Raw genomic sequence first — 24293 nt, forward strand, 5'->3', positions numbered from 1 at the left:
AATTTAACGTTAAATTTGCTATTCTACCGCCCACAGTTTGGCCTCTATGACGCCGCTCATCAATACAAATTGAATGACAAAAATGGCAATGGAGAGCCAAGTTTCCAAGGATGTTCACTTCTTTATTTTACTAACAATTATGAAGGTGAGAAGTGAACCGCAATGAGAGGAAAAAAGTCGTGCTTGAAGCCTACCGTAAACACGTCGAAGAACGTGCTGCCGAAGGAGTTGTTCCAAAACCACTAGATGCTGAGCAGGTAGCTGGCCTAGTTGAACTTCTGAAGAACCCACCTCAAGGTGAAGAAGAAACCATTCTTGACCTACTAGAAAACCGCATTCCACCAGGCGTAGATGAAGCTGCTTATGTAAAAGCGGGCTTCCTAACGGCTATCACTAAAGGTGAAGTAGCATCTCCACTAGTAAGCAAAGCAAAAGCTGCAGAATTGCTTGGTACTATGCAAGGTGGTTACAACATCGAATCTCTAGTATCTCTACTTGATGATGCTGAGATTGCTCCAATCGCTGTGAAAGCACTGTCTCACACTCTACTGATGTTTGATGCGTTCTACGACGTAGAAGAGAAAGCTAAAGCTGGTAACGAATCAGCGCAACAAGTCCTTCAATCTTGGGCTGATGCAGAATGGTTCACAGCGAAAGATAAAGTCGCTGAAAAGATCACTGTAAAAGTATTCAAAGTCACTGGTGAAACGAACACCGATGACCTATCTCCAGCACCTGATGCATGGTCTCGTCCAGATATTCCAGTACACGCAAAAGCGATGCTGAAGATGGAACGTGATGGCATCAACCCAGATCAACCAGGTACGGTTGGCCCAATCGCTCAAATCGAAGAACTGCAAAAAGACGGCATTCAGCTTGCTTACGTAGGTGATGTTGTTGGTACAGGTTCTTCTCGTAAGTCTGCGACGAACTCAGTACTTTGGTTCATGGGTGAAGATATCCCGTTCGTACCAAACAAGCGCACTGGCGGTGTTTGTCTTGGTGGTAAAATTGCTCCAATCTTCTACAACACGATGGAAGATTCAGGCGCACTTCCGATTGAATTAGACGTTCAAAACATGAACATGGGCGATGTTATCGATATTTTCCCATATGAAGGTGTTGTACGTAAAAACGGTGAAGAGATCTCTAGCTTCGAACTAAGCAAAGTATTGCTGGATGAAGTTCGTGCTGGTGGTCGTATCCCACTTATCATCGGTCGTGGTTTAACAGGTCGTGCTCGTGCTTCTCTTGGTCTAGAAGAAACAGACCTATTTGCTAAGCCTGTTGATCCATCTGCATCTGATAAAGGCTATACATTAGCTCAGAAGATGGTTGGTAAAGCATGTGGTGTTGAAGGCGTTCGCGCGGGTCAATACTGTGAGCCTAAGATGACGACAGTAGGTTCTCAAGATACTACTGGTCCTATGACGCGTGATGAGCTTAAAGACCTTGCTTGTCTTGGCTTCTCTGCTGACCTAGTGATGCAGTCTTTCTGTCACACATCGGCATACCCGAAACCAGTTGATGTTAATACGCACCATACGCTACCTGATTTCATCATGAACCGTGCCGGTGTTTCACTACGTCCTGGTGATGGTGTTATCCACTCATGGCTAAACCGTATGCTTCTTCCTGATACTGTAGGTACAGGTGGTGACTCGCATACTCGTTTCCCTCTAGGGATCTCATTCCCTGCGGGTTCTGGTCTGGTAGCATTCGCGGCAGCAACAGGTGTTATGCCTCTTGATATGCCTGAATCTATCTTGGTTCGCTTTAAAGGTGAAATGCAGCCAGGTATCACGCTACGTGACCTAGTACATGCAATCCCTCTATACGGCATCAAGCAAGGTCTACTAACCGTAGAGAAAGCAGGTAAGATCAACGAATTCTCTGGTCGAGTGCTAGAAATCGAAGGTGTCGAGCACCTATCTGTTGAGCAAGCGTTCGAACTTTCTGACGCTTCAGCTGAACGTTCAGCGGCAGGTTGTACAGTTAAGCTGTCTCAAGAGTCTATCGAAGAGTACCTGAACTCAAACATCGTTATGCTTAAGTGGATGATCGCTGAAGGCTACGGTGATGTACGTACTATCGAACGTCGTATTACGGCAATGGAAGAGTGGCTAGCGAACCCTGAGTTGCTGTCTGCCGATTCAGATGCTGAATACGCTCACGTTATCGAAATCGACCTTGCTGACATCGATCAGCCAATCCTATGTGCACCAAACGATCCAGATGATGCTCGTCTTCTTTCTGATGTTCAAGGCACAGAGATCCAAGAAGTGTTCATCGGTTCTTGTATGACCAACATTGGTCACTTCCGTGCTGCAGGTAAGATGCTTGAAGAGTTCAACGGCTCGCTAAGCACTCGTCTATGGGTGGCTCCGCCAACTAAGATGGATAAAGACCAGCTAACAGAAGAAGGCTACTACGGTATCTTCGGTCGTGCCGGGGTTCGTATCGAAACTCCGGGTTGTTCTCTATGTATGGGTAACCAAGCACGTGTTGCAGACCAGTCGACAGTAATGTCTACGTCTACTCGTAACTTCCCGAACCGTTTGGGTACAGGTGCTAACGTTTACCTAGCATCTGCTGAACTTTCTGCGGTTGGTGCGATTCTTGGTCGTATTCCAACTAAAGAAGAGTACCTAGAGTACGCGGATAAGATCAATGCAACGGCTGCAGATACATACCGTTACCTGAACTTCCATAAAATGGGTCAGTACACGGAAAAAGCCGATACAGTTATTTTCCAAGAACCAGCATAATCGCTGATTGACTAAGTAACTAATTAAACGCCTTCTATTCGTAGAAGGCGTTTTTTTATGTCTGAATACTGGGCTACGAGTGACTCGATCTATTGATCACTTCACTATATACTCTCGCCTCATTTTTAACCCTGTCTGCAGTTACTGCGTGGAGCCACTATGGAATTCGAATTTACAAGAAACACTCTGATGGGTGAGTACTACGTGAAATGCAGCATGGGACATGAAATCGTTGGCCGCTGGTTACAAGAAGAGATCGGTAAAGATAAGCAGAAATTAGATCATGTGATGGCGCTTATCGAGCAATCACGACAGGATCTGAGCAACGAAGTGACGTTACTTGGTAAAGAGATCAGTCTAGCGATCAATGAGGATGAAGTAACGATTCAAGAAAACGTGTTAGGTCATGAGCAAGAAATGGAAGAGGGCAGTGAGTTCGACTTTTACAACTGCGAGAGCCAAGCAAGCTGTGGAATTGACGACTTCGAGTTGCTAATCGAGCGCTGGGTTGAGTTTCTAGGGTACTAGCCGTTGTTATAACAGTGCTTAAGACTCCGTTGCCCAAAACTGGAGCAATAATAGAGTTACGCATTAAGATAGTGAAAAGGTCGCACCAAATTGGTGCGGCCTTTTTTTTATTAGTGCTTAATTATCTTCATCTTATTAAAAATCAACAAGTTAACTTTTTGGCACACAACTTGGATTGTAATAAGAGAATTAACGGAATTAGTGAAGAATTTAAGGAACGAATATGAAACTAATAAATGCCATTGTTAAGCCATTCAAATTAGATGACGTACGTGAAGCGCTGTCTGATGTGGGTATTGAAGGTATGACGGTCTCTGAAGTGAAAGGCTTTGGTCGTCAGAAAGGACACACTGAATTATACCGTGGTGCGGAATACCAAGTCGACTTCCTTCCAAAGGTGAAGCTAGAGATTGCTACTCAAGCTGAAAACGTTGACCGAGTTGTTGAAGCGATCAGCCAAGCAGCACACACAGGCAAAATCGGTGACGGTAAGATTTTTGTGTATGACCTAAGCCAAGCTGTACGAATCCGTACTGGTGAAATGGATGCAGAAGCACTTTAAAGAATTACAAGGACTGGAGACTTTAATATGGAACTTACAACAACAGTAACGGAACTACGTTACGCACTAGACACTTTTTTCTTCCTCATTTCAGGTGCGTTGGTAATGTGGATGGCAGCAGGCTTCGCAATGTTAGAAGCTGGCCTAGTTCGTTCAAAGAACACCACAGAGATTTTAACTAAGAATATCTGCTTGTACGCGATTGCATGTACTGCGTTCTTAGTCGTTGGTTACAACATTATGTATGTCGATAACGGCGAAGGCGGTTGGTTACCATCATTCGGTACTCTGATTGGTACTCAAGGTGAAGGCGCAGACCACTCTTTAGAATCAGACTTCTTCTTCCAGGTAGTATTCGTTGCAACCGCAATGTCTGTGGTATCAGGTGCAGTAGCTGAACGTATGAAGCTTTGGTCATTCCTAATCTTCTCTGTAGTACTAACTGCATTTATTTACCCAATGGAAGGTTACTGGACTTGGGGTGGTGGTTTCCTATCAGAAGCAGGCTTCAGTGATTTTGCAGGCTCAGGTATCGTACACATGGCGGGTGCAGCAGCAGCGTTAGCGGGTGTTCTATTACTTGGTGCTCGTAAAGGTAAATACGGTAAAAATGGTGAAATCTACCCAATTCCTGGTTCAAACATGCCACTTGCTACATTAGGTACGTTCATCCTTTGGTTTGGTTGGTTCGGTTTCAACGGCGGCTCTCAACTGATGGTTTCAGATTTTGAGAACGCAACAGCAGTGGGTCAAATCTTCCTTAACACCAACGCAGCAGCAGCAGCGGGTGCAATCGCAGCACTACTAGTATGTAAGACAACCTGGGGTAAAGCGGACCTAACCATGATTCTTAACGGTGCGTTGGCTGGCCTAGTAGCAATCACTGCAGACCCTCTATCACCATCACCTCTATTTGCAGTAGCAATTGGTTCGGTATCTGGCGCATTGGTTGTATTCAGCATCATCGCTCTAGATAAAGCTAAGATTGATGATCCAGTAGGTGCAATCTCAGTGCACGGTGTGTGTGGTTTCTTCGGTCTAATGGCTGTGCCACTAAGCAATGCAGACGCTACATTCGGTGCTCAACTATTCGGTGCAGCAGTAATCTTTGCTTGGGTATTCGGTGCGAGCCTGGCGGTATGGGCTGTACTTAAAGCAACAATCGGTATCCGTGTAAGTGAAGACGAAGAGCTAGAAGGTATGGACATGCACGATTGTGGTGTTGGTGCTTACCCAGAGTTTGTATCAGTAAAATAATCAATAGCATTTGTCTAACCTGAACGGGTTAGGCAGGACAAAGAAAACCCCATAGCCATTGGTTGTGGGGTTTTGTTATTAATGGTCGAGTAGTTTTGATTGATTTAGATAAACCGAGCTAGCCGGCAACTCTTCGCAAGAATAAGCGGTCACTTTGAAATAGATTGTTACAAAAGTGCGAGGCTGATGGCGCAGAGCGAACAATTTTTTTGTCGGATATCATTGTAATTGTGTTATTGATGAATATAATAACGCAACTGATATAGATTATCATTTCGATATAAAGGATTTTACCATGAAAAAACTGCTAACTCTTTCAGCTCTTGCGTGCAGCACTATCGCACCAGCAGCAATGGCTGCAGAAGAAGTAAACGTATACTCTTACCGCCAACCTTTCCTTGTTGAGCCAATGTTCGATGAGTTCACAAAGGAGACGGGTATTGAGGTAAATGTTAAGTTTGCTAAGAAAGGTTTGGCAGAAAAGCTAGCTCAAGAGGGTGAATACAGCCCTGCAGACGTGGTATTAACAGTTGATATCAGCCGTCTATCTGAGCTAACTGAAAAAGGCTTAGTTCAAGCGGTAAACAGCGACGTTCTAGAAAAGAACATCCCGGCTCAATACCAAGATACAGACAACGAGTGGTTTGCTCTAACAACACGTACTCGTAGCGTTTACTCTTCACGTGACCGCGTTGGCCGTCTAGGTGAAGACTTCACTTACGCTGATCTAGCGAAGCCTGAATTCAAAGGTAAAATCTGTACTCGTAGCGGTAAGCACCCATACAACGTTTCTCTAGTATCTTCTATGATTGCTCACAAAGGTGAAGCGGAAACTAAAGAGTGGTTAGAAGGCGTAAAAGCAAACCTAGCTCGTAAGCCTCAAGGTAACGACCGTGCACAAGTTAAAGCTATCAAAGAAGGTCTATGTGACGTTTCTCTTGGTAACAGCTACTACCTAGGTAAGATGGTTAACGATAAAGAGCAAAAAGCTTGGGCTGACGCTGTTTACATTAACTTCCCTAACCAAGAGACGACAGGCACTCACGTAAACATCTCTGGTATGGCAATGGCTAAGTACTCTCCAAACAAAGAGAACGCAGTTAAGCTAATGGAATTCCTATCTGGTAACACAGCACAAGGTATGTACGCAGAAGTAAACTACGAATACCCAGTTAAAGCTGATGTTAAACCTTCTGAGCTAGTAGCTTCTTGGGGAGAATTCAAAGCAGATACTATCTCTCTAGACCAAATTGCAGATCACCACGAAGCTGCAATCAAGCTTCTAGACGAAGTTAAATTCGACCTGTAATTATTAATATAGGCTTCGGCCAATATTAGATTTAACAACCTCAAGTTGCCGTTTTGGGTACTTGAGGTTGTTTTGTTTTTAGTTAAGTCACTTTTTGAAACAAAGCTCTCGTTTGATCTTGAGAGTTATTAGCACAGCTCCTTGAAGTCATTACCGTATATGGGTATAAATAACCCCCACCACTAAAAGGGCATGAGATGTATTTGCAACTGCATTTGTGTTTCATTAAGCCTCGTTGTAATTAGGCGATGAAAGAAAAGAATTATTTATGGAACACCAGTAGTGGTTTGATAGCTTTACTACTGGTTTTTCCTATCTTAGCGATATTCACCACCGCTGTGGGTGAAACAAATGAGCTGTTTTCTCATTTGATGTCCACAGTGATGCCGACTTACGCTTATAACACTGTCGTTTTAGTGATAGGAACCATGTTCTTGTCGCTGCTATTTGGTATCCCCTCAGCTTGGATCATGGCGATGTGTCGCTTGCCGGGTGAGAAAGTGTTGCAGTGGGCATTAGTTTTGCCACTCGCAATGCCAGCTTATATTGTTGGATACATCTTTACCGATTGGTTTGACTTCGCCGGGCCTGTGCAGATTCTGCTTCGCGACCTAACTGGCTGGGGGCCTGGGGAGTATTGGTTCCCGGACATTAGAACCTTGTCTGGCGCAATTATTGTTCTGTCACTTGTTCTATACCCTTATGTATACCTGTTGTGCCGTGCTGCATTCATGGAGCAGAACGTCTCTCTACTCCAATCCGCTAGATTATTGAAATGCTCACCTTGGGAAAGCTTCCGCCGCATCTCTTTGCCGCTTGTGCGCCCATCAATGGCTGTCGGTTTATCACTTGTTGCCATGGAAACTATCGGTGACTTCGGCACGGTCAGCTACTTTGCGGTGAACACCTTAACAACGGCGGTTTATGATACCTGGTTAGGCTACTCAAGCTTGACCGCGGCGGCGAAAATATCGGCAATCATGTTGGTTGTCGTGATTCTATTGTTAAGCTCGGAGCGATACAGTCGCCGTAAACAGAAGCTATTTCAAAATCAATTCAGTAGTAGTGAAGATTTTCGTTATGACCTGTCTGGTTGGAAAAAATGGCTAGCAATGTTTTGGTGTTGGGGGCTAGTCTGCGTCGCATTTTTGTTCCCGCTTGGTCAGTTAATTATTTATGCTTATAAATACTTCGGTCAAAGCTGGACTCCAGAATTTAGAGAATACGCGGTTAACAGCTTATATGTTTCTATTGTGGCTGCGATCATCGGTGTGATCATTGCTCTCATTGTGAACTTTAATCAGCGAGTAAGCCCAGGCAAGAGAAGTCAGGCATACACGCGTCTTGCTTCTATGGGTTATGCCGTACCTGGCACCGTGTTGGCAATTGGTGTGATGGTGCCGGTTTTGTTCATGGACCACTTAATTAATGATATTGCGAAAGTGATGGAGTGGGGACGTCCGGGGCTGATCTTCTCTGGCTCTATGTTCGCGCTTATTTTTGCGATGGTAGTGCGTTTTTCTGCGGTTGCTATCGGCAGTGTGGAAAGTAGCCTAAGTAAAGTGTCGCCGTCTTTGGATATGGCTTCAAAGACCATGGGTTGTAACACCAACCAGATGTTACGCCGAGTGCATTTGCCTCTGATTAAGCGTGGTGCTTTGATTGCAGGACTATTGGTGTTTCTCGAATCGATGAAAGAGTTGAATGCAGCGCTATTGCTGCGTCCGTTTAACTTTGAAACTCTAGCTACCTATGTTTATAACTATGCCTCAGACGAGCATCTAGAGCTGGCTGCGATGCCTGCTGTGTTACTTGTACTGGTGGGTCTAATCCCATTGATCATCGTCAACCGTTCTTTGGAGCAAAAAAACTAATGAGCTGTGCATTATCTATTAAAGATCTGACTTGTAAGTATGAGTCTCAAACGGTTCTCGAGTCACTTTCTCTTGAAGTTGAACATGGCGAGATCGTATGCCTACTTGGCGCTAGTGGCTGTGGTAAAACAACCTTACTAAAGGCGATTGCTGGATTACTTCCGTTGAGCCATGGGGTAATGAATCTTAACTGTCAGACTATTGATGATGGTAAGAATTGGCTACCACCAGAGCAACGTAACATCGGCATGATCTTCCAAGATTATGCATTGTTTCCGCACCTTACCGTAAATCAGAACGTGGCATTTGGACTGCGTGATATGTCTGAGCAAGACAAGAAAGCAAAAGTGAAAGAGATGCTAGAGCTGGTTCACCTTGATCAATATGGTGAGCGCTATCCTCATCAGTTGTCTGGTGGACAACAGCAACGTGTCGCTATTGCTCGCTCTTTGGCTTACAAGCCTGATTTATTGCTACTTGATGAACCGTTCTCGAACATTGATACCCAAGTTCGTCATGAGTTGATTTCTCAAATCCGCAAGATCTTTAAGAAGCAGGGCGTAACCGCTATTTTTGTTACTCACAGTCGTGAAGAAGCGTTTGCCTTTGCGGATAAAATGGCCGTAATGAACCATGGTGTGATTGAACAATATGGCTCAGCATCTGAGTTGTACTTCCACCCATCAAGCAAGTTTGTGGCTGATTTCTTAGGTGGTGGTAGTTACTTAAATGCTCAGCGTATCTCAGATAATGAATTCGAAACCAGCTTGGGCTTAGTGGAAGCAAAAGCGCAAACGGAGATTGATGTTGGCTCTGAGTGTGCGCTGTTACTACGACCTCAGCACATTGTCGCGAGCCATGATACAGACAGTAACTTGTCAGTATTGGAGCAGCAATTCATGGGTGACCATTGTCGCTATGTGATTGAAGCCAATGGGCAAAAGCTACTGGCGACTTCGTCGGAAGCGTTAGAAGTTGGTATGCCAGTGACCGTGAAAGTAGACACTAAAGGCGTACTGGCTTTTTAGGTGGTTTAGTGGCTCAGCTATAAAAAGGCCCAGTACTTTCACCAAAGTACTGGGCAAGAGTTCTTCACCTATAGGCTTTAACAAGGCAGTGGTTTGTTAAGTCCCATACAAAACTGCTGCACTCTATAAGCCCTATAGAGAGAGGAAGTCTTTCACTTTTTGAAGAACACGTTCTGCAGTCTCTTTATCTTCCATTTCAGCGAAGATTCGTAGTAAAGGCTCTGTTCCAGAGAAACGAGCAATAACCCAGCCGCCATTCTTAAAGTACACCTTGGCACCATCTTCATAGCTGACTTTTTCAATCTCATACTCAAACTCAGGCAGTTGCTTCTCTACGTAGATCTTGGTGTAGAGCGCTTCTTTTTCTGAAGGTTTGAATTTGCAGTCACCTTCAGCGGTGTAGGCATAGCCATATTTCGAGTAGATCTCATCAAGTAATTCAGACAATTTCTTGCCCGTTACACTGATCATCTCAACCAGTAGGCTAGATGCGAAGACACCATCTTTACCTTTGATGTGGCCGCGAATGGTTAAACCACCTGAACTTTCACCACCAATCAGAGAGTCGTCGGCTTCCATTTGCGAGCTGATATGCTTAAAGCCTACTGGAACCTCAAAGCTCTTCTCACCATGATCGGCCGCCACTTTATCGAGTAGATGAGTGGTTGCGATATTGCGAACTACCGATCCTTTCCAGCCTTTGTATTCCAACAAGTAGTAGTAAAGCAGCAGTAGCACTTCGTTTGGGTGAATGAAGCTACCTTTCTCATCGATAATACCTAAGCGGTCAGCATCGCCATCGGTACCAATACCGATGTCATACCCTTCAGCTGCAACTAAGTGCTTCAAGCGATAGAGCGTAGCTGCGCTTGGTGATGGCATTAATCCACCAAAATCTGGGTTTTTACCATCGTTGATCACGTCGACATCACAACGGCCATTGATCAGAACCGTTTGTAGGGCGTTCTTCGCTACACCAAACATTGGGTCAATCAGTACGCGCAGATTCGCTTTCTTGATTGACTCGATATCGATGAAGTTAATGATCGAATCAACAAAGTCGTTCATTGGGTTGATGATCTCGATCTCTTTGTCATTCAACGCTTGTTCGAAGTCGACGCGGATAACGTCTTCGTTGGTTAGAGTTGCGATTTGCTGTTCTATCTTCTCTGTGATGATCTCGTCAGCATCGCGACCACCTTCAATAAACACCTTGATTCCGTTGTAATCCGCTGGGTTGTGAGAAGCGGTAATACATGCCGAGTAGGTGCAGCCCATCTCTTTCGCTTGGAACATGACGATAGGGGTTGGAACAAACTTATCGATGAAGCTGACTTTGATGTTGTTAGCGGCTAAAACTTCAGCAAACCAACATGCAGCTTTATCGGAAAGGAAGCGACGGTCGTAACCGATCACAAATCCATTTTTGGCTGCATCTTCATTGTTGATGATGTTTGCCAGCGCTTGTGCGACAAGGCGAACGTTCTCTCTGGTGAACTCTTCACCAATGAAAGCGCGCCAGCCACCTGTACCAAATTTAATCATTAGAAAATCCTTTTAGTCTCTTTGCCTCAAACCCAATAGGCTTGAGGCAAGAGTGGTTGGTTAAGTTGCGTGACTAGCCTAGAACAACGACAACATCGTTCACGCTGCCTTCTGCTTGAACTGGGATTGCGCCTTCTACTGACTCACCGTTGATAGTGATAGAGGCAACCCCTTTGCTTACTGCATTCGGGTTCTGTACTGTGATGTTGTATGTCGCACCACGCCATTGACGAGTCACTTCAAACTCTGGCCAATCTGTTGGGATACAAGGATCTACGGTTAAGCCTTCAAAGCCTGTGCGAACACCAAGAATGAAGTTGGTTACCGCAAAGTATGCCCAACCAGAAGTACCGGTTAACCATGGGTGGTTTGCACGACCGTGGTCTTGGTGGTCTTTACCCATGATGAACTGCACGTACGAGTACGGTTCTGCGTAACGTGTTTCAATCATGTCGTTTTGGTTGTATGGGTTAAGTGCATCGTAGAATTTCATCGCACGGTCACCACGGCCAAGTTTCGCTTCTGCTACCCAAGCCCATGGGTTCGGGTGAGAGAAGATAGCGCCATTCTCTTTTACGCCTTGGTAAACGCGAGTGACGAAGCCGATATCATCGTTTGGTGTCGCGAACGATGGAGAGTTTAGGTGCAAGCCGTATTCAGAGAATAGGTTCTCGTCGACTGCATCCATCGCTTTCTCACCGCGCTCCTGAGAAACCGCACCAGATAGAACTGCTAGTGTATTTGACTCAAGGTGTACACGACCTTCAGCTTGTTGAGCGGTACCGATCTTGTCGCCATTTTTGGTTAGACCACGAATGTACCAACCGCCTTCATCATCCCAAAGGTGTGTTTCACACGCTTCACGAACGTTCGCTGCCATTTCTGTGTATTTCGCAACATCAGCGTCGTTATTGCGGAACTTAGCTAAGTCTAAGAATTCTTGTAGCGCCCAGAAGTGTAGGAATGACACCATTGACGATTCACCGCCACCAAGGTTCAAACAGTCATTCCAGTCAGCACGTAGGCCTTTACAGATCCCCGTTTGACCAACGTATTCTGCAGAGAAGTTCAGTGCCGCTTTCATGTGTTCGTAAATTGTTGCTTCACCACCGTCTGCGTAAGGAATCACTTCGTCAAAGAACTCGTGCTCGCCAGTTTCCATTACGTATTTGATGATGGTCGGAACGATCCATAGGTGATCATCAGAACATGTGTCTTCAATGCCGTGGATCTTGTCGTCATCTGACGGTGTTGGAACAACCGTTGGTGATTTTGATGGCTCAACGTCGGCTTTCTCTGGATCGAACCAGTCTGGATCGAACAAGTGTAGACCGTAGCCCGCTTTCACTTGGCCGCGAAGCAGGTCGATAATACGCTTCTTGGTCATTTGTGGGTTGGCATGAGGTACTGAAATAGCATCTTGCGCCGTATCACGGTAACCCAGACCAGTACGACCACCAACTTCGATGAATGAAGCAAAGCGTGACCAAACCACACAGGTTTCGGCTTGGTATAGTGTCCAGGTGTTGATCATGGTGTCTAAGCCTTCGTTTGGAGACTTAACTTGGAACTTGTTGCAACGCTCGTCCCAGTGATCCTTGATGCCTTGGAACGCTGCATCTACGTTTGCAGTGTCTTGGTACTTTTCACGTAGGCGCTCACCGTTGCCTTTGCCGATACCTAGTAAGTAAGCAAAGCGAACTTCTTCACCTGGTTGAATGGTAAATTGCTTATGCAGAGAACCACAGTGGTTGTAACAGGTTTGAGCGCTGTTCGAACACTTACCGTTTTCAACCGCAATTGGGTTAGCTTCATCGCGGTACATGCCAAGGAAGTTGTCACGTTGACCGTCGTAGCTGTCTGGTGAGAAGGTTGACGCTAAGTAGTAGAAGCCTTCAAAGTCGTTAGTGTTGTAGTACAGATCGTATTCCAACACACCTTCTTGGTAAGACGTGCCCGCAGAGTACAGAGACATCTGGTGGTTTTGGTTGTCTGATTGGATGTGGCTGAACGAGAACTCTACAAATGAGAATGTGCTGATAGTACGTGGTTTATCAGTGTTGTTCTTTAGCACAACGTCCCAAACTTCTGCATCTTCACCTTTAGGTACGAATAGCGTTTTGGTTGCGGTAATGCCGCTGTATTCACATTTGAACTTTGAGTATGACAGGCCGTGACGAACCTCGTAGTTCGCTTCATCTAGGCTCTTTGCCACTGGCTGCCAAGAGATAGACCAGTAATCACCAGTCTCATCATCACGCAGGTAAACATAGTGTCCTGGACGGTCAAAGGTGCCGTTTGGACGGAATTTAGTAACACGGTTGTATTCCGGAGAATTGTAGAACGAGTAACCGCCCGCATTGTGCGAAATTACAGTACAAAACTTTTCAGTACCTAGGTAGTTGGTCCAAGGTGCTGGTACATCAGGGCGAGTGATGACGTATTCGCGATTGTCGTTATCGAAATAGCCGTATTTCATTGTCATTTCCTTTTTAACAAACTGCATCTATGCAGCTAATTTTTAAATAGTGATGCTGAGTTTTGTTGGACTGAGCACCTTAATTTGAGTCAGCTATCACTCGGTATGAGCATGCTGTGGTTTTGTTTTATTCAGCTTTCCAAGGGTTGCGGTAATCAACATTGAGTCTGTCGAGTAGCGGCAAGTGAACTTTTAGGCGAGACAGGTAATCAAGCCAGTTTCGGTTGTTTTTGTGTGTCCAACATCCTTCAGCTAAAGCGCTAATTCTTGGGAATACCATGTAATCCATACGCTTTTGGTTGGTGACGATCTCACACCATAGAGCACACTGAATTCCGCGGATCCGCTTACGAATTGGGTCGGTGTCGGATATCTCAGCAAGCGCTTCGTAGGTATAAGCTTGTTCTAATGGGATAACGGCAGCCCAATCTACGCCCGGCTCTTCCGGGGAATAATCTTGGGTCATGTCGAGATAAGTAAATTGTGCGGGTTGCAGAACCACATCAAAGCCTTGGCGAGCACAGTTCACGGCGGCTTCTTCACTGAGCCACGAGTAGATGATGGTCTCTTTGCTCACCTTGTCGCCGTGTTGTGCCTCTTCCCAGCCCACCATGCGTTTGCCTAGCTGCTTAAGTTTGTTCTCGGCATAGCGGAACAGGTGGCCTTGTAGATCTTTGCTGTCTTGGTATTGATGTTCTTTCATCAGTGCTTGAGCAGCAGAGCTGTTGGTCCACACTCCAGGTGGCACTTCGTCTGCACCCATGTGAATCAATTCACTCGGGAAGAGTTCAGCGACTTCTTCAATAACGATATCTAAGAACTGATAAGTCCCCGATAAACCTGGGTTTAGTACATTGTCGTTGTAGTGCTGAATGCTTTTATATTGAGTGGTGTCCGCTTGCTCTACCAACATATCAGGCAGTGATTTGATCGCGGCGCGGCAGTGTCCTGGGATATCGATCTCTGGGATCACCGTGATGCTACGTTGCTCTGCGTATTCAATAACTTCGCGAATCTGTTGCTGTGTGTAGAAGCCGCCGTAGTTTTCCGCAATATGGGTATATTGCGGCTCCAATGCATAGTCAGGGCCTCGCCAAGCACCGATTTCAGTGAGTTGAGGTAGTCGCTTAATCTCGATTCTCCAACCTTCATCATCGGTTAGGTGCCAATGAAAAACGTTGAATTTGTAGTGCGCCAGTTGGTTGATTAAACGCTTCACTTGCTCCACAGAGTGGAAGTGACGTGCGCAGTCCAACATCATGCCTCGGTATTTGAAACGAGGTTGATCGGCGATTTTGCAACATGGCACAGAGAAGTGTTCAGCATCTTGTTGTTGAACCAATTGGATTAAGCTAGCGACGGCATGCGTAAAGCCTGATTGGCTGCCGGATTCTACGACCACTTGCTGAGTTGTGATCGTTAGCTTGTGCTCGGCTTCATCTAAAGTCGGATTACTACGCAGTAGAATGTCACCGTTTTCTTCTGGTGATAGTTCTGTTGAAACCGCTAGCTCAAACGTCGTCAGTAATTCTTGTTGTAGCCAAGCACTGGCTTTCTCTGCAAGGTGAGACTGAACTTCAACTTTGCACTCTTTGTTCAGTGCGAAGCCGCCTTGTTTCAACTCGAATTGATTCGGTTGGGGGATCAGTGCTACCTGTGCCGCATCCACTTCTGGGATTTGGCTGCGTTCACGATATGGTGAAGCCAGCACTATTGGTGATATTGCTACTGGTAGTACCGAGGTTTCGCCTTGATGATGTGTTTGGATAAAGGCGTCATTGAGACCATCAGAATAGAAACGGAATGGAGCGCTTTGAATACTGAATTCAAGGTAGTAATGGTTGTTCGCCTTTAACACGTTGGCACTTGGCTGGTAAGAACAAAAGCTTCCTACTTGAGTTAATTCACCTTGCGACAGACTCTCTGGAAGGATGAATCGGTCAAATGCAAAATGGAGTGACCAATCAGTTACGTCAAGATCACTTAAGTTGTGTACCGTAAGGCCAAATCGGCAGTTGTTTTTTTGTTCAGAAAGAACAGCTAAGTCGATGCGATAATTCATATAACTTCCCTGCTAAGCCTGTTGATACAAGTTGTGTTGTGGTTTTCCGGCAAACATCAATGCGCCTTCGATAGCATCAAATTGAGGTTCAACGATCCATTGTTGTACTGGTGGTGATAACCAGTTGAGAATGCGCTCTGCGATACTGCCCATCAGGCATACCTTGTCCGCGCCTTTGCGATGCAGTGCTAGTACAAACATTTCGATATCAGCGGCGGTTTGCTTGAGCATCTCGATAGCGAGCTCATCGCCTTCGTTAGCTAGTTGAAAAATTACTGGCGAGAATTGACCATAGTCTTTTGGAATAGCGCCTTTTGACCATTCGACGATGGCATCAACATCATTGCCAAAGTGGTTCATCACGTGTTGAGTCAGTGCTGTCTTGTTGCGAATGCCATCTTCTGCCAGCAGAACTTGTTGAATCAAGCGAAGACCCATCACCGCGCCGCCACCTTGGTCGGAAATTGGAAACTCACGGCCACCAACGACATGTTGCTCGCCATCTTGTAGGTAGATGCCGCATGAACCTGTTCCACCTATCATAATGGCGCCGTTTTGGCCATTGTGAGCTCCAATGCAAGCACCGTAAGCGTCGGTGTTGAGCGTCATACTGGCGAAAGGGTGTGGCTGAGCCATGAAGTTGAACCATGCTGACTTTTGCTCAGCACCAGCCAGTGCAAGGCCGACATGCATATTTGAAAAATGACTTGATTCGAGTTGCCCTTGTTGTGCTGCTTGAGTAATCGCATCAATAATTGAGCTCATCGCAACATCAACACCTAAAAGGATGTTAGCGCTGCCGCTTTTCGCTTCACCAATGAGTGTGCCTTGGTCATCGCGAATACGAGCACGACAAGACGTGCCGCCACCATCAATACCTACGTAGTAAAGCGTCATGATTATTGCTCCTTACGCTGTGCTAGGAAATTGAATTGCGCAGCGGTTGCCAATAGGAACCAAACACCGTGAGGGATCCATTGTTCGCCCCAGCGCCAGTTTTGAAGCATGTCATCTTTTTGTGCTGGTGGATTAAACGCAATGTCTTGATCATCTTCAAAGCCAGCGGTAATGCCGTTACAGATACCGCCTTTGGCATTGAAAAAGCCAAGCTGAGGTAAGTAGTCAGGGTTGTTATGACCGTGACCATCAAGCATGCACATGTGGTAAGGGTTAAGGCCCAAGATCCAGTTGAGGCTGTTCTGTGAAAGTTGGATTAAACGTTCTTGCAAGCCGTGATCTTTAATATGTGGTTGAACGAGGTAAGCCATGGTTGCAATGGAACCAAGACGTGCGTTTTCACCTTGCCACCAGTAGCCGGTTTCGTTCTTCTGAGCTACGAAGAAAGCATCGCGCTTATCACCATCAACATTTTTTACATACTGTCTTGGGTAGCCAAATGGGTTAGTGACTTTATCGGTGATGTTGATTTCGAACTGACATGCTTGTTCAACAACAATGCGAGCTTGTTCTTTGAGCTCCGTATCGGTTTCATTGTTGATGTACTCACACAAAGCAATTACTGGAAGGCCAGCTTCAGCTGCATGAAAGTATGGACGAGAGCCATCAGAGTTTGCTGACCAGAAGTGCTCAAATGAATCATCTGACTGTTGGCGAGAGATTAAACGAGTCGCCCAAGTTCTTGCTTCTGAAAGGTATTGTTCGTCTTGTGTTACTCGGTAAAGCTCATTGGCCGCGAGTAGGGCGCAATACTCATCGATGATGTTCTCTTCACCATCGTTTAGGTACTGTAAGTTGTATTCTTTTAGGTGCCAGTAACCTTTGGTCGCGGTATCAAGATAGGTTTGGCTTGAGTAGCTACCCGATATGTCTAGTTCAGACGCTGCGGCAAGTGCTGCAATAGCCACACCAGCACCTTGTCGGTAGCCGGCTTGCAAATCTGTTGATTTATGGCCTTCTTGAGTGGAGTACGCGCAGATGTCGCGTTGGTTGATATCTTTGCTCCACTTATCGAATACTGTCATGTAGAAGTATCCAGCCGCGTCTTGCATACGTACTAAGAAATCGGCACCGAATAGCGCTTCTTCCATTAGTCGTGTCATAGAGAATTTAGGGAAGTCTGGGTTGTTGCTGGTTAAGCGCACGCTTTTAAGCATGTTCCAAACTACCATTGGAATCTGTTGTGGGTTTAGGTAATTGCCATACGACAAGTGGCTAAAATACTTGCTTACATCGCCTGATGCGTCGTACCAACCACCATGAACATCAACGTATCGGTCGGTGCCAAGAATTTGGGCTTGACGATCTTTCTTATCAAAAATGCCGCCACAACGTTGTGACTTAAAGTAGTGAAGCACATCAGAAAAAGTGTGGCTCATTAGTAGGTTGTTACCAATCTCGAACACTTCAGAGCGAAGGCTGTCAAAGCGCAGGTAGTAACGTCCGCTCTCAGTGAATGCGCTGAAATCGATCGTGAAGAATTGCCCTTGATGCCAGTTTGCTACGCGACCCTGTTTTACAACGTCGAAGTTACCCACGGTAATGTGGTTGTCGGCACACACGAGCAATGCAGTGGTACTGGATAAACGCGCTTTCTTTGTCTGCAGAATAGCTTGCTTAGGAGCCGAAGATTCGTAGCCAATATGGTTGGTCAATAACAGCATCAATATTCTCCAAAGGTCCTAGTTTCTTGTGGCTAGGTACCTGAATTGTTTTGGATATAAGTAGTTAGGGTCCGCAGACCCTAACTCAGTCTTAATGTTTAGCTTTCGTGTAGGTAGCAACGAACGAAGTGGTTCTCTGCTAATTGAGTCACGCCAGGAAGTTGCTCTTTACACTTGTCCATCGCGTGAGTACAACGGCCAGCGAATGGACAGCCTACAGATGCTGGCGTCCAAAGCGGAATTTCACCTTTGTTGCCGGCCAGTTGGTCATGGATTGATTTCTTTGGATCTGGAACCGCTGAAACCAATAGTTGGGTGTAAGGGTGCTGAGGGTTAGCAATTACGTCATCGGTATCCCCCCACTCAACCATGTGACCCACATACATTACTGACAGGTCTTCAGCGATGTAACGCGCAGTGGCGATATCGTGGGTGATGTAAAGCAGAGACATTTGTTTCTCAAACTTCATTTCTTCCATCAAGTTCAGAACACCAGCACGAATCGAAACGTCGAGCATTGACGTCGGTTCATCGGCAAGAACGACTTCTGCACCTACCGCGATGTTACGTGCAAGGTTGACACGCTGACGTTGGCCACCAGACAGCTGGTGTGGATATTTTTTCGCTGTCTCTTTTGGTGGGATTAGGCCTACTTGCTCTAAAAGATCGTATACACGCTCTTCTAGCTCTCTCTTGTTGCCAGAAGTCACCTTCTTGTGGATCAACAGTGGTCGAGCAATATGGTGGAAGATGTTATGGGTTGGATTCAGAGAACCAAACGGGTCTTGCCATACCATTTGCACACCTTCACGGTAATGCATCAGATCTTTACGGCTTGAGATATCTTGAATATCACGGCCTTTGTACTCAATGGTACCGCCTGAAGGCGCGTACATTTTTGCGATCATTTTTGCTGTGGTTGATTTGCCTGAACCAGACTCACCAACGACGGCTAGGCCGCGGCTTTTGTACATTTTGAATGACACGTCGTTAATCGCACGCATCATTGGGGTTTGAATGGTGGTACTGCTTATTGGGAAGTCTTTTACAACGTTCTTACCTTCTACCAATAATTGACCGAAATCTTTGCTCATAATTGTCTCCAGAATCCTTATTCGCTTCGCTTGCTTTTTGGCGGTCGGAGCCGCCTTGTTCGTTATTCACGCTGAATCAGCGTGCAAGCTATAGCTTCCTTTGTACTATTGGGTCACCGTACAGGTGGCAGTTCGACAAGTGTCCCGGCTCGATAGAGCGCAGCTTGGTTGGCACCTTAGTACAGGTTTCATGTACACGGTCACAGCGAGCTTGGAAGCGACATCCTTCAGGAATCTCTAATAAGTTCAGAGGGTTGCCTGGAATGCCGGTTAGTTTTGTCTTTGGCCCTGTTAGTGGAGGGAAAGAACTACCCAGCCCTTTGGTGTAAGGGTGGTAAGGGTTTTCTAGAATATCTTGTGAGTTAGCGACCTCGATAAGCTCACCCGAGTACATGATGCCGATGCGGTCAGAGAACTCGACCATTAACGATAAGTCATGGGTGATAAACAGAATCGAGAAACCAAACTCTTCTTTTAGTGCATAGATCTTTTGTAGGATTTCGCGTTGTACAACCACATCGAGTGCTGTTGTTGGCTCATCCATGATGATCAGCTTTGGATTCAGTGCTAACGCGATAGCAATCACTAGACGTTGACGCATACCACCAGAGAATTGGTGAGGGTAATCACTCAAACGGCTCGGGTGAATGTCTACGATTTCCAGTAAGCCTTCAGCGCGCTTTTTAGCTTGCTCACGAGTCATGTTCGTGTGACGCATGATTACGTCACAGAACTGCTCTTCCATTGGTAATACTGGGTTGAGTGCGTTCATCGCACTCTGGAATACCATCGACATCTCACTCCAACGGAACGCTTGCATACGGTCATCACTGTATTCAAGAATGTTTTCACCATTGAAGATAACCTCACCACCACTGATGTAAGCTGGCGGCTTATGAAGACGCATTAGTGAGAAAGCAACGGTTGATTTACCACAACCCGATTCACCGGCTAGACCAAATACCTCACCAGGCGCGATATCGAAGCTAACGTTGTTACACGCACGCACATCGCCTGACTCTGTTATGTAATCCACGCATAAGTTGCGGATAGAAATTAGTGGTTCAGACATGATTATTTATCTCCGCTCCAAAGTGCATTTTGTGGTGGTAGTTCTGGTTCGCGTTCTTGTTTATCTTGAGCTGCAAGCTTCTTCCAACGCTTCATACCTTTGTGAGAACGCAGTTGCGGGTTAGCAATCTCATCGACAGCGAAGTTAAGCAGAGCAAGGCCTGTAACTAGCATTGTCAGTGCAATACAAGGAGCTAACAGTTCCCACCAAGCGCCAATCAGCATTGATGAAGAGGTTTGAACGTTGTAAAGCATGATGCCCCAGCTGATTGTGTTCGGGTCACCAAGACCTAGGAACGAGATTGTTGCTTCCATCATGATTGCGTACATTACTGAACCGATGAAACTTGCACCTACGATGGAGATAAGGTTTGGCAGAATCTCAACGAAGATGATGCGAATTGGAGACTCACCAAGTACTTCTGCTGCTTTAACAAACTCTTTTTCACGCAGTGCTAGAGTTTGGGAGCGAACAACACGGGCGCCCCAAGCCCAGGACATAAAGCCGATAACCAAGGTTATTGTGAGTGGCCCTGCCTCACCGATGAAAGCTGCTACCACGAACAGTAATGGGTATTGGGGGATAACCAGCATGATGTTCATCGCAGCGGTTAGTACGTCATCGACACGACCACCGAAGTAACCTGCCGAAACACCGATAATTGTTGCTAGTAAACATACTGTTAGACCTGCACCGAAGCCTACTGCCAGTGATACGCGTGCGCCGTATACCACTTGTGACCAAACATCACGGCCCATACGAGTCGTACCTAATACGTGGTCCGCTTTTTTAGACATAATCAGTGTGCGACGGTCGTCTGCAAGGTTTTGTGCCACCCAGCCGTTCGGGTTAGTTTGTGCCGATTTAACAACAAAGCCAGGGTACTCGTGTGGGTTACCTGTGCGCTTGTCTGGTGCATGTTTGGTGATCAATGGAGCTGCAAGAGCGCCAAGAACAAAGATGCTTAGGATGATGACGCCTGTTAGGGCCATCGGGTTACGCCAAATGAGTTTTAGAAAGTCTTTCATGATTATTTACCACCCTTACGAAGACGAGGGTCAAGAACTACGTAAAGCATGTCTGCCACCAAGTTAAAGAACAGCATGAATAGCGTCATGATAAGTAGCTGACCTTGCAGTACTTGGTAGTCTCGAGCGTTGATTGCGTTGAAAAGTACGCTGCCAAGACCTGGGTAGTTGAAGATGATTTCGATAATTAGCTGACCACCGATTGCCATACCTAGCGACATAGAAAGTGCGGTCACGCTCGGTAGCATTGCGTTACGTGCTGCGTAGTTGAATACCACTCGGTTTTCGCTCAGGCCTTTGCCTTTCGCCATAGTGATGTAGTCTTCAGCAAGTAGGTTGATCATGTTGTTACGCATGTTGACTAGGAAGCCACCAATTTGAACAACTGAAGCACAGAAAAGTGGTAAGAAAGCGTGGTAAGCAACATCTTTGATGAATGCCCAGCTTGTCCAATCAGGCACAGTACCAGCGGTGTAAGCGTAACCCGTTGGGAACCACTTCAAGCCGATTGCAAAGGTAAATAGTGCAATCATCGCGATAACGACTTGAGGAACGGCTTGTAGAATCAGCATTCCTGGCGTTACAAAAGCATCGTATTTGCTGCCACGTTTCCACGCCGCGAAAATACCTAGGATAGAACCGATAGAGAAAGAAAGAATTACAGCGGTACCTGCTAAGAAAAGCGACCAGCCGAATGCCCCACCCAACAATGAATTTACAGAAAGAGGGTAGAATTGAATTGATGTACCAAGCTCCCAGCTAAGGATGTTCTTCATGTACGCTGCGTATTGAACTAGTAAGCCGCCATCAACGAAACCTAATAGCTCTTTCATTGCAGCAATACGTTCTGGAGTAACTTGCACAGAAGCGTTCGCAAACATCATGGTAACTGGATCACCAGGCATTGCTCTTGGAATAATAAAGTTTAACGTCGCTGCAACTAATAGCGCGACAAAATAAAATGACAAACGTCTTAAAAAATAACCCATAACTCACACCTTACTCACCCAGATTGTTTCCCTGTTTCTGGATTCAGGTCGCTCCTAGCGAAATTTGGAACGAAAAATCCCCTGACGACGAGCGCCATACTTTCAATTGAGAGTCTGGGGATTTTTATAAGCGGCGTAAGAGATTACGCCGCAAGGATTGAACGAATACTTATTTGACTGGTTTTAGGTCCAGTACATGAAGTAAACGCTCTGGAATACCAGCCCAAATTTGTGGGCGGCCTTTTGGATTTTCTTCGTTCCACCAACCAGTGAAGCGAGTTGTGTTGTATTGGTACATGTAAGCACCAGACATCACAGGGATTGTCACTTGGTCTGCAGCGATGATTTGCTGGATACCGTGTGCAATGTCTAGCTGTTCGTTCTTGTCAGCTGTTTTGTAGAAGCTGTTTAGAAGACCATCTAGTTTGTCGTTTTTGTAGAAGTGCATGGCAAAACGAGGCATACCGTCACCAGATTGTAGTGATGAGTTGTAAGCACTGTTCCAGTACGTGTATGGATCCGCACCGTGGAAGTAGTTTGTGTATGCTACGTCGTATGTACCCTCCAGCATTGCTTGGTTGTATACAGAGAAGTCTGGCGTACGAGCTTTTGCTTTGATGCCCACTTCGTTTAGCTGCTCTACCGCTAGTTGAACTGTGTTGTTGAAGTCAGTCCAGCCGTTTGGCGACTGGATCATTAGTTCGAAAGACTTACCAGATGGAGTATCAACAAAACCATCGTTGTTTACATCTTGGAAGCCTGCGTCAGCAAGAAGCTTCTTCGCGCCTTCAGCGTTGTAAGTATTAAAGCCTTTGTACTTGTTGTGAGTCTTTTCATCAGACCAAGCTTCGAATGCGTAGCCAAGGCCGGATGCGAAGTCGTTCACTGTACCGCCACCGTAGAATGCGATGTCGATGATAGTTTGACGGTCAAGCGCCATGGAGAAGGCACGACGAAATTCAACGTTGCTTAACGCTTCATGCTTTGCAGCATCTGGATGCTTGAAGTTTACAACGAAAGCTTGTGTACCTGCTGGCGGGTACCAGTAGTGATGTTTAGGGCTGGCTGCCGCGTATGTACGGTCGATATCTGGAACGAAAGAAGACGTCCAGTCCATTTCACTGTTTACGATTTTACCTAGGAATTGGTCGTTATTCGCAATTTGTGGAACACGCAGACAGTCAACATCTAGGTTGTCTGCATCCCAGTAATTAGGGTTTGCACACTGGATATATAGTTGCGCAGTAAATGTATCAATTTCTGTAAATGGACCAGAACCTACCGGATTTTCATTGGTAAACGTTGATGGATCTTTAACGTCTTTCCAGATGTGCTTTGGTACTACAGGTACTTTAGCAATCTCGTAAGGCGCATTCGAGTTGGCTTCTGCTAGTGTGAATTTAACTTGATAGTCGTTAAGTTTTTCTACGGAAGTTACCCAAGAGTTGATACCAGATTGGTCAAGTTCTGGTCTCTCTTTTACAAGGTTGAAAGAAAAAACAACATCATCAGCAGAAAAAGTTTCTCCATCAGACCACTTAACAGCCTTACGAATGTCGAAAACAACACTCGTCAGATCATCTGACATTTTGAAGTTTTCAGCGAGACGGAACACTGGAGTGTTACCGTGCATTTCGTTAAATACAACTAATGGTTCGTAGAGGAAATCCCAAGTTGTATGTAAATGAGTTGCGCCTAAATACGGGTTAAAGTTACGTACAAAGGTAGTGAACTCCTTAGGGTGAATAGTCAGTTCGCTGCGTTCTGCAGCTGTTGCTACTGATGCAAAACCTGTTGTAGCAGTTGCAATAATTGCTGTTGCTAGGGCTGTTTTTTTTATATTGGCAAGCATAGCTGTTCCTTACTATTTGCTTTCATTTCACTAATGGATTGAATGTTATCTATCGCTAATTGGTTAGTAGATACACACTCTGGTTAAAGGCCTACCTCTTCTTCTTCGTTGCTCCAGATTCATCGCTGTTTCTGAGAAGTGGTAAGAGTGGCCTGTAGGCCTTTGGCAGGAGTAAGAAAACACCTTATCGATGAATTAATCAAACTCGTTTCCCGTCAAAAACGT

General features: G+C 45.7%; 17 protein-coding genes. 7 read left to right on the forward strand and 10 right to left on the reverse strand.

Annotation, left to right across the window (positions count from 1 at the left end; all coding sequences use genetic code 11):
- Positions 1 to 179: 179 nt before the first annotated feature.
- The 7 genes from acnB to JC606_RS00960 all read left to right on the forward strand — a co-directional run bounded on the left by acnB (position 180) and on the right by JC606_RS00960 (position 9326).
- Complete coding sequence (acnB, locus tag JC606_RS00930; RefSeq protein ID WP_198777612.1) at positions 180 to 2768, forward strand: bifunctional aconitate hydratase 2/2-methylisocitrate dehydratase; 2589 nt, start codon at positions 180 to 182, stop codon at positions 2766 to 2768.
- Positions 2769 to 2927: 159 nt separating this feature from the next.
- Positions 2928 to 3296: a YacL family protein gene (locus JC606_RS00935; protein WP_061032487.1), complete on the forward strand. Its 369-nt coding sequence runs from the start codon at positions 2928 to 2930 to the stop codon at positions 3294 to 3296.
- Between the two features lie 223 nt (positions 3297 to 3519).
- Positions 3520 to 3858, forward strand: coding sequence for a P-II family nitrogen regulator (gene glnK / locus JC606_RS00940; RefSeq protein WP_004738200.1), 339 nt, complete (start codon positions 3520 to 3522; stop codon positions 3856 to 3858).
- Between the two features lie 27 nt (positions 3859 to 3885).
- Complete coding sequence (locus JC606_RS00945; RefSeq protein WP_076655082.1) at positions 3886 to 5115, forward strand: ammonium transporter; 1230 nt, start codon at positions 3886 to 3888, stop codon at positions 5113 to 5115.
- 295 nt (positions 5116 to 5410) lie between these two features.
- On the forward strand, positions 5411 to 6424 hold the full coding sequence (locus JC606_RS00950) for a Fe(3+) ABC transporter substrate-binding protein (RefSeq protein WP_102426158.1): 1014 nt from the start codon (positions 5411 to 5413) through the stop codon (positions 6422 to 6424).
- Between the two features lie 248 nt (positions 6425 to 6672).
- Positions 6673 to 8298 (forward strand): ABC transporter permease, encoded by a 1626-nt coding sequence (locus JC606_RS00955; RefSeq protein WP_198777613.1) that lies wholly within the window; start codon positions 6673 to 6675, stop codon positions 8296 to 8298.
- Positions 8298 to 9326 carry an ABC transporter ATP-binding protein gene (locus JC606_RS00960; RefSeq protein WP_061032490.1) on the forward strand — a complete coding sequence of 343 codons (1029 nt, stop codon included), beginning with the start codon at positions 8298 to 8300 and terminating at the stop codon, positions 9324 to 9326. The genes JC606_RS00955 and JC606_RS00960 overlap by 1 nt, the downstream gene beginning before the upstream one ends.
- Positions 9327 to 9458: 132 nt before the next feature.
- Here JC606_RS00960 and JC606_RS00965 read toward each other — a convergent pair whose 3' ends face one another.
- The 10 genes from JC606_RS00965 to JC606_RS01010 form a co-directional block, all read right to left on the reverse strand.
- Complete coding sequence (locus tag JC606_RS00965; protein ID WP_061032491.1) at positions 9459 to 10871, reverse strand: phosphoglucomutase/phosphomannomutase family protein; 1413 nt, start codon at positions 10869 to 10871, stop codon at positions 9459 to 9461.
- Positions 10872 to 10944: 73 nt separating this feature from the next.
- Entirely contained in the window at positions 10945 to 13350 is a 2406-nt protein-coding gene (locus JC606_RS00970) for a GH36-type glycosyl hydrolase domain-containing protein (protein ID WP_198777614.1), read from the reverse strand.
- 127 nt (positions 13351 to 13477) lie between these two features.
- On the reverse strand, positions 13478 to 15412 hold the full coding sequence (locus JC606_RS00975) for a beta-N-acetylhexosaminidase (RefSeq protein WP_198777615.1): 1935 nt from the start codon (positions 15410 to 15412) through the stop codon (positions 13478 to 13480).
- A gap of 12 nt (positions 15413 to 15424) precedes the next feature.
- Positions 15425 to 16309 (reverse strand): N-acetylglucosamine kinase, encoded by an 885-nt coding sequence (locus JC606_RS00980; RefSeq protein ID WP_137407252.1) that lies wholly within the window; start codon positions 16307 to 16309, stop codon positions 15425 to 15427.
- 2 nt (positions 16310 to 16311) lie between these two features.
- Positions 16312 to 18033: a glycoside hydrolase family 9 protein gene (locus JC606_RS00985; protein WP_198777616.1), complete on the reverse strand. Its 1722-nt coding sequence runs from the start codon at positions 18031 to 18033 to the stop codon at positions 16312 to 16314.
- Positions 18034 to 18131: 98 nt separating this feature from the next.
- Entirely contained in the window at positions 18132 to 19127 is a 996-nt protein-coding gene (locus JC606_RS00990) for an ABC transporter ATP-binding protein (protein WP_008222184.1), read from the reverse strand.
- A gap of 88 nt (positions 19128 to 19215) precedes the next feature.
- Positions 19216 to 20199, reverse strand: coding sequence for an ABC transporter ATP-binding protein (locus tag JC606_RS00995; protein ID WP_008222182.1), 984 nt, complete (start codon positions 20197 to 20199; stop codon positions 19216 to 19218).
- Between the two features lie 2 nt (positions 20200 to 20201).
- Positions 20202 to 21227, reverse strand: coding sequence for an ABC transporter permease (locus tag JC606_RS01000; protein WP_105025504.1), 1026 nt, complete (start codon positions 21225 to 21227; stop codon positions 20202 to 20204).
- 2 nt (positions 21228 to 21229) lie between these two features.
- Entirely contained in the window at positions 21230 to 22216 is a 987-nt protein-coding gene (locus tag JC606_RS01005) for an ABC transporter permease (RefSeq protein WP_004738220.1), read from the reverse strand.
- Positions 22217 to 22385: 169 nt separating this feature from the next.
- Positions 22386 to 24068, reverse strand: a complete 1683-nt coding sequence (locus tag JC606_RS01010; RefSeq protein ID WP_198777617.1) for an ABC transporter substrate-binding protein — start codon at positions 24066 to 24068, stop codon at positions 22386 to 22388.
- Between the last annotated feature and the right edge of the window lie 225 nt (positions 24069 to 24293).

This window comes from Vibrio sp. IB15, from assembly GCF_016406055.1.
In the GTDB taxonomy this organism is placed as follows: Bacteria; Pseudomonadota; Gammaproteobacteria; order Enterobacterales; family Vibrionaceae; genus Vibrio; species Vibrio chagasii.